Genomic DNA, 7,238 nt, shown 5'->3' with positions numbered 1-7,238 from the left:
CCCCTGCCGCGCTGGGCTCGGCACTACATTTGGCATGGCGGGTGACGCCCCTGCCGAGCATGGCTCGGCACTACATTTGGCATTACCGGTAACGCCCTTGCCGAGCATGGCTCGGCACTACGCCCCCTCCCTTTGGCCGAAGGCCAAGGGGAGGGTTGGGGAGGGGTGGCTCTTCGCTGCCTGTTGCAGCAACGGCTTCGCAGCTTACGCCGCTCCCACAGCGCCGCCGCACCTGTAGAGCCGAGCCATGCTCGGCTGGGGCTTTACCGGTGACGCCCCTGCCGAGCATGACTCGGCACTACATTTGGCATTGCCGGTAACGCCTTTGCCGAGCATGGCTCGGCACTACATCTGGCATTGCCGGTAACGCCTCTGCCGAGCATGGCTCGGCACTACCCTTGCATCGCGCTTCAGCTGCCTTGCAGCAGTGTCAGCTGGCGCGGGCCGGTGTTGCGGTCGGCCATGCCCACGCCAGCTACAGCACAAGCATTTCCAGACGGTCGCTCGACTTCACGCCAGGCGCAGCGCTCGCGGGTACGGCGGGGTATCCGGGTATAGCCCTTGTCGGAACCCGGCCTGCAGCCCCTGCCACCAGTCGGGGTCGAACAGCTCGGCGAATTTTTCCTGCACCAGTTCAAGTGAAGCCCGGGGCAAGCCCATGAACAGTCCGAAGCGCTCCGGGAACACATCGTTGGGGGCGACATGGAACCAGGGCTCGGCCGCCATCGCCTCTTCCTCGCTACGCGGCTGCGGCCAGTGGCGGAAGTTGCACTCGGTTAGCAGACACAGTTCGTCGTAGTCGTAGAACACCGCGCGACCATGCCGCGACACACCGAAGTTCTTCAGCAGCATGTCGCCGGGGAAGATGTTGTTGCAGGCCATGTCGCGGATCGCCTGCGCGTAATCCAGCGCCGCCGCGCGTGCGGCCTCGGCGCCCTGCTCGCGCAGGTACAGATTCAAGGGCCGGAACCGTCGCTGCACGTAGCACAACGCAATCTCCACCTCGTCGCCATCGATGCGCACGCTGTGGCTGCACTGGCTGATCAATTCCTGCAGCAAAGCCGGCGCGAAGCGCTGCTGCGGGAAGCGCAGATAGCGGTACGGCTGCGCGTCCAGCAGGCGACCAATGCGATCGAGATTGAACACCAGCGCGTACTTGTCCTCCACATCCTGCCGGCTCATCGTCTTGGGCCAGGCGAAACGGTCGCGTATCAACTTGAACACCAGCGGGTAGCTGGGCAGGGTGAATACCGTCATCACCATGCCGGGCGTGCCATCGGCATGCACCAGCTGCTCATTGTCGTGCTGCTGGAAGTGACTGAAAAACGTGCGGTAGCGTTCGGTCTTGCCCTGCTTGGCGCGGCCCAGCACGGTGTAGATCTCATCCACCGGCTTGCCCGGCAGGATGCTGCGCAGGAACACCACCGCATCGGCCACGGTTGGTAGATCGGCCTGGAAATAACTGCGCGACACACCAAACAGATGCGCCACATCGCGGCGGCGGCTGAGCACGGCTTCCACGCGTATGCCGTCGCCGTCGTTGACCAGGGCAATCACACACGGCGAGAACCGGTGTTCACCGAACACCCGGCCCACCAGGTAGGCGCGGCGCTCACGGTAGAACACGGTCTGCAGCAACTCGATCGCACGCACCGGATGCGGCCCCCAGTGCGCAAGATCATCCTGCAGCCGCACCGCGATGGCCGCCGCGCAGCGCAGCTGATGCTGGTATGGCAGCTCGAACGCATAGTCCGCCAGCAAGCGCGCGAATGTCTCGACCGGTCGTGCCTCGGAGACGGCATAGACATGCCGCGCCACCGGGTGGGTGATGGCATCGGAGGGTTCGATATCCAACGCCATGAACTCGATGCGGTCGTCCACGCCATGGGTGGCGAACAGGCGGCGCGTCAGCGTGTTGTAGAAGGTCTTGTACAGCTCGCCATCGATGCGGCTGTCGATCAACGCAGCGAAGTGCTGCTTGACCTGTTGCCAGAGCGGCTGCGCATCGCTTGCATCTTGCAACAGCTGATCGAGCTGCGCGCGGCACTGCGCAACGCACAGGTCGTACAGCTCGATACGCTCGACCGCGTCGGCTTTGGCGGCGGCCCAATCGCGGCGCTGGAAACGCTCACGCGCGCGCCGGCTGATCTGGGCGAATGCGCGGTGGTAGTCCTCGAAACCCTGCGCAATGCAGCTGGCGATACGGGCAGACAAGGGGCTGTCGGTAACCGACCCGGTCATGACGGCGTGCGCTGACGCTGCCGAGGTGCGGGGTCAATGCAGGTACGGGCTGATCGCATGCGGAAGAACACCGGAGAGTTCCGCTGACCATACGACACCGGATGCTGTCGGGGACAGACCTGGGCGGTGGGACGGGTCCTGGATTATGTGTTTCGCGCCAAAGGCACCCCTCCCCAGCCCTCCCCTGCGCTGTGCGCAAGGGAGGGAGCGGAGCGTGGCCACCGCTGGTGGCGCGAGCACCTGCTTCACCCCCTCCCTTTTGCGCAGCAAAGGCGAGGGTTGGGGAGGGGTGCTTCGGCTTCGGCTTCGGCTTCAGCTCTGGCTTTGGCTTTGGCTTTGGCTTTGCTCTGGCTTTTGCCTTGCCAGCAGCAATTCCACCCGCAGCAACTGCCCCAGCACTCACTCCGCCGACAATTCCGCCTGGATCTTGCGGCCGCATTCGCGCGCGCTCCACAGCACATGCCCGATCACGCTGCGCTGGCCGCAGGCGGCCATCAACAACAGCGAGCCACGCGGCAGCGGGATGGATTGCATCAGCACCTTGCCTTCACTGGCCTCCAGCATCAGCACGTCCATCGTGCCCAAGGCCAGTTCGCGGCCTACCGCCGATGCCAGCGCCAGCATCGCACTGGTCATTGCCGCCAGCCGTTCACCACTGGAGGACTGGGTTGCCGCCTGTGCCAGCACGAAGCCGTCAACGCTGGCCACCACGGCCGCACGCACGCCATCGACCGAATTGGCGAATTCCTGCAGTTTGATGTCGAGCGCTTTGACTTCCCAGTCTTCCAACAATGCCATTCCCTTCACCTCAGACATGATCTTCCACCAACGCGGCCGCCTCGACTTCGCCCATCAATACGTCCATCAACATCATCACCGCATCTTCCGAGCGCGCATCAAACGGCACCAGCGGCAGCGGCCTGCCGGCGGTCTTCTGTGCCTGCAGCAGGCAGGCGTCCAGGTCCACATCCGGCACCAGGTCGAATTTTGAAACGCCAATCACCGCCGGCACCTTCGCGGCATGTTCGCGCAATGCCAGCAGGTAACGCTCCATTTCCTGCGCCACATCCGGGCTGGACGCATCGGCCAGGATCACCACGCCGCGTGCACCCTGCAGCAGTACCGGCCAGATGAAGGAGAAGCGCTCCTGGCCGGGCGTGCCATACAGGCGCAGGCGGTCGCCGTTGGGCAGGTTCACATCGGCATAGTCCATCGCCACCGTGGTCGCCAGCTTGGCAGAGCTGGTGTCGGTATTGATTACATCCGTATCAATGACGGTGCCGCCGGCAACGGCGCGTACCAAGGTTGATTTGCCTGCCCCCATGGCGCCCAGAATCACTACCTTGTGTTCGATCATGCATGTATACCCGTGCGTTGGCGGACACTGCGCCACATCCGCGCCAGCAAGGTGCTGGCGCTGTTTTTGACGGGCGCGTTGGGCGGTGTTGGAGCGGTTTCCGGCACCCGTACTTCTGCATAACCGCATAGATACGCAGAGCGCATGAAGGCGCGGGTTGCGTTGATGTCCACCTCCAGCAACTGTGTGCACTCCACCAGGCTGCAGGGTTTCTTCAGCAGCAGCGAACACAGCCGGAAGCCATCGTGCTGATGTGCCAGCACACGGAAATCCGGCCAGCGCAGCAGGCTTACCTGTGCGTGTTGCTGCAGGCGGCGGTCGAAATCCGTCCAGTTGTCGCCAAACTGCGCCATCTGCCAGAGCAGCGGCCGCAGCGGCTGCCGCGACAACTTGTCGGCCAGTGCGTCGAAACGCGCCAGCGACAGCTCCTGCAAGGCCAGCAGTTCGAATACATCGCCCAGTTGTTGGGCCAGGGTGGGCCCATCTGCAGGATGCTGGTAGAGCGGCACCATCTGGTCGTGTTCAAAATCAATCAGCAGCTGTGGCTGACCCTGCAGCGACAGCATCGCGCGCCCATGCTTTTCCTGCAGCCGACGGCGCAGCAGGCGGGTGACCTGTTTGGCGCCGCTGGCAAGATACAGACCGTCGGTGTCCTCCTCGACCGGCGCGTCTGGCGGTGCCAACGCGCGTTGAATCTGCGCCTGGTCCAGGTGCAGCACATTGCTGCTGCGGCCATCATGCACGGCACCGTCATCATCATGCAGCCACAGCCGCATCGTCGGCCGTTTGCTGGCCATATGCCTGGCGGCGCTGCGCAGCGCCGGCGTATCGCGTACCAACAACAAGTCGCACTGGTCCAGATCCACACAACGCTGCAAGGCTTCCGGCGGCAATCCTGCAATTTCCCTTAATCGCCCGAGGAGCGTCTGCTCCTCTCGGGTATCCGAGCCCACTACCAGCACCCTGGTCATGCCCTCTTCCCCTTTTTGACACGCCCGCATCATGCGATTCCCAACGTGTCGAATGAGGCTATGCCAGAAGCCGCATGTGAAAGGGTGATTGGACCCACAATTCGATTTTTCGGTGGTCCTTTCGGCACCCGACATTGGTCGTAGCTACACACCGTCATCACACGAAAACAAAAAAGCCCGCCTCCATGACGGAGACAGGCTTTCAAAGCGTAACGACGGCTGCCGTAAGCAGCCGTCGTTCTTCACATCACTCAGGCCTTGAGGCTGGCGATGGCGGCGTTGAGCGTGGCGCTCGGGCGCATCGCCGGGCCGGCCTTGGCCAGGTCCGGGCGGTAGTAGCCGCCGATGTCCACGGCCTTGCCCTGCACTGCAGCCAGTTCGTCGACGATCTTCTGCTCGTTGCTGGTCAGCAGCTCGGCCAGCGGTGCAAACCTGGCCTTCAGTGCGGCGTCCTCGTTCTGCTCGGCCAGGGCCTGCGCCCAGTACATGGCCAGGTAGAAGTGGCTGCCGCGGTTGTCGATGCCGCCGAGCTTGCGCGAGGGCGACTTGTCGTTGTCCAGGAACTTGCCGTTGGCGGCATCAAGGGCATTGGCCAGCACGGCTGCACCCTTGTTGTCGTAACGCTGGCCCAGGTGTTCCAGCGACGCGGCCAGGGCCAGGAACTCGCCCAGCGAATCCCAGCGCAGGTAGTCCTCTTCGACAAACTGCTGCACGTGCTTGGGTGCCGAACCACCAGCACCGGTCTCGAACAGGCCGCCGCCGGCCATCAGCGGCACGATCGACAGCATCTTGGCGCTGGTGCCCAGCTCCAGGATCGGGAACAGGTCGGTCAGGTAATCACGCAGCACGTTGCCGGTCACCGAGATGGTGTCCTCGCCCTTGCGGATGCGCTCCAGCGACACAGCGGTAGCTTCTTCCGGCGACAGGATGCGGATGTCCAGGCCGTTGGTGTCGTGGTCCTTGAGGTAGGTCTCAACCTTGGCGATCACCTGCGCATCGTGGGCGCGCTTGGCATCCAGCCAGAACAGCGCCGGGGTGTTGCTCAGGCGTGCACGGCTGACCGCCAGCTTCACCCAATCCTGGATGGGCGCGTCCTTGGTCTGGCACATGCGCCAGATGTCACCGGCTTCGACCGCGTGCTCGAACACCACGTTGCCGGCGTCATCGCTGACCTTGACCACGCCATCGGCGGCGATCTGGAAGGTCTTGTCGTGCGAGCCGTATTCTTCGGCCTTCTGCGCCATCAGGCCGACGTTCGGCACCGAGCCCATGGTGGACGGGTTGAACGCGCCGTGCGCCTTGCAGTCTTCGATCACCGCCTGGTACACGCCGGCATAGCAGCGGTCCGGGATCACTGCCTTGGTGTCCTGCAGCTTGCCTTCGGCGTTCCACATCTTGCCGGAGTCACGGATCATCGCCGGCATCGAGGCGTCAACGATCACGTCCGACGGCACGTGCAGGTTGGTGATGCCCTTGTCCGAGTTGACCATCGCCACGGCCGGGCGCTTGGCGTATTCGGCGGCGATATCGGCCTTGATCGCTTCCTGCTCGGCTTCCGGCAGCTGCGACAGGCGCGCGTACAGGTCACCGATGCCGTTGTTGGAATCGAAACCAATCTGGGCGAGGCTAGCGGCGTGCTTGGCCAGCACGTCCTTGTAGAACTCGTCGACGACGACGCCAAACATGATCGGGTCGGAGACCTTCATCATGGTCGCCTTCAGGTGCAGCGAGAACAGCACGCCCTGCGCCTTGGCATCGGCAATCTGCGCATCGACAAAGGCAGCCAGCGCCTTGCGGTTCATCACCGAGGCATCGACGATTTCGCCGGCCTTAACTGCGGTCTTTGCCTTCAGCACGACGGTGTTGCCATCGTTCTGCACCAGCTCGATCTTCAGGCTGCCGGCATTGGCCAGCGTGGCCGACTTTTCGCTGCCGTAGAAATCACCGCCGTCCATGTGCGCGACGTGCGACTTGGAGTCGGCGGACCAGGCGCCCATGCGGTGCGGATGCTTGCGTGCGTAGTTCTTGACCGACAGCGGTGCGCGGCGATCGGAATTGCCTTCGCGCAGCACCGGATTGACCGCGCTACCCTTGATCTTGTCGTAGCGCGCCTGGATGTCGCGCGACACGTCATCGGTCGGCGCGTCCGGGTAGTTCGGCAGGATGAAACCCTGGTCCTGCAGTTCCTTGATCGCGGCCTTGAGCTGCGGCACCGAGGCCGAGACGTTCGGCAGCTTGATGATGTTGGCTTCCGGCGTGGTGGCCAGCGCGCCCAGTTCGGCCAGGTCGTCGCTGACCTTCTGGTCGTCCTTCAGGAAATCCGGGAACTGCGACAGGATGCGGCCGGACAGGGAGATATCGCGGGTTTCGACGGCGATGCCGGCGGTCGCGGTAAAGGCATCGACGATCGGCAGCAGCGACTGCGTGGCCAGGAACGGAGCTTCGTCGGTGAGCGTGTAGATGATCTTCGGCGTATTCGACATGGGGGCAAAAACTCTCTTGCTGACGGATGCGGGGCAGGATGGCAGCGGCGTTGAAGCAGGCAGACGGCCATCCAGTGGGCCAGCGCACACGTCCCTACCCGGCTGCCGAGTGGGAAACCCCCACATTGTCGCGTTTTCAGCCGGTACGGGCAAAAAAAACCATACGCGGAAGTAGGGTCAGCGCGG

At 63.6% G+C, this 7,238-nt stretch carries 5 protein-coding genes; all 5 read right to left on the bottom strand.

Annotation, left to right across the window (positions count from 1 at the left end):
• Nucleotides 1-510: 510 nt before the first annotated feature.
• Entirely contained in the window at nt 511-2,241 is a 1,731-nt protein-coding gene (gene aceK, locus ACVOKO_RS16570) for a bifunctional isocitrate dehydrogenase kinase/phosphatase (protein ID WP_346499970.1), read from the bottom strand.
• Nucleotides 2,242-2,640: 399 nt separating this feature from the next.
• On the bottom strand, nt 2,641-3,057 hold the full coding sequence (locus ACVOKO_RS16565) for a roadblock/LC7 domain-containing protein (protein ID WP_346499969.1): 417 nt from the start codon (nt 3,055-3,057) through the stop codon (nt 2,641-2,643).
• On the bottom strand, nt 3,050-3,598 hold the full coding sequence (locus tag ACVOKO_RS16560; RefSeq protein ID WP_346499968.1) for a GTP-binding protein: 549 nt from the start codon (nt 3,596-3,598) through the stop codon (nt 3,050-3,052). Before ACVOKO_RS16560 ends, ACVOKO_RS16565 begins: the two co-directional genes overlap by 8 nt.
• Complete coding sequence (locus ACVOKO_RS16555; protein ID WP_346499967.1) at nt 3,595-4,569, bottom strand: hypothetical protein; 975 nt, start codon at nt 4,567-4,569, stop codon at nt 3,595-3,597. The genes ACVOKO_RS16560 and ACVOKO_RS16555 overlap by 4 nt, the downstream gene beginning before the upstream one ends.
• Before the next feature lie 251 nt (nt 4,570-4,820).
• Nucleotides 4,821-7,052: an NADP-dependent isocitrate dehydrogenase gene (locus ACVOKO_RS16550; protein ID WP_346499966.1), complete on the bottom strand. Its 2,232-nt coding sequence runs from the start codon at nt 7,050-7,052 to the stop codon at nt 4,821-4,823.
• Between the last annotated feature and the right edge of the window lie 186 nt (nt 7,053-7,238).

Source organism: Stenotrophomonas sp. STEN240 (assembly GCF_056756175.1).
This window is presented reverse-complemented; position numbering and strand designations above follow the sequence as displayed.

Excerpts from the sequence above, each read along its gene's own strand:
- aceK (WP_346499970.1), bottom strand. The coding sequence starts at position 2,241 with ATGACCGGGTCGGTTACCGACAGCCCCTTGTCTGCCCGTATCGCCAGC.
- ACVOKO_RS16565 (WP_346499969.1), bottom strand. The coding sequence starts at position 3,057 with ATGTCTGAGGTGAAGGGAATGGCATTGTTGGAAGACTGGGAAGTCAAA.
- ACVOKO_RS16560 (WP_346499968.1), bottom strand. The coding sequence starts at position 3,598 with ATGATCGAACACAAGGTAGTGATTCTGGGCGCCATGGGGGCAGGCAAA.
- ACVOKO_RS16555 (WP_346499967.1), bottom strand. The coding sequence starts at position 4,569 with ATGACCAGGGTGCTGGTAGTGGGCTCGGATACCCGAGAGGAGCAGACG.
- ACVOKO_RS16550 (WP_346499966.1), bottom strand. The coding sequence starts at position 7,052 with ATGTCGAATACGCCGAAGATCATCTACACGCTCACCGACGAAGCTCCG.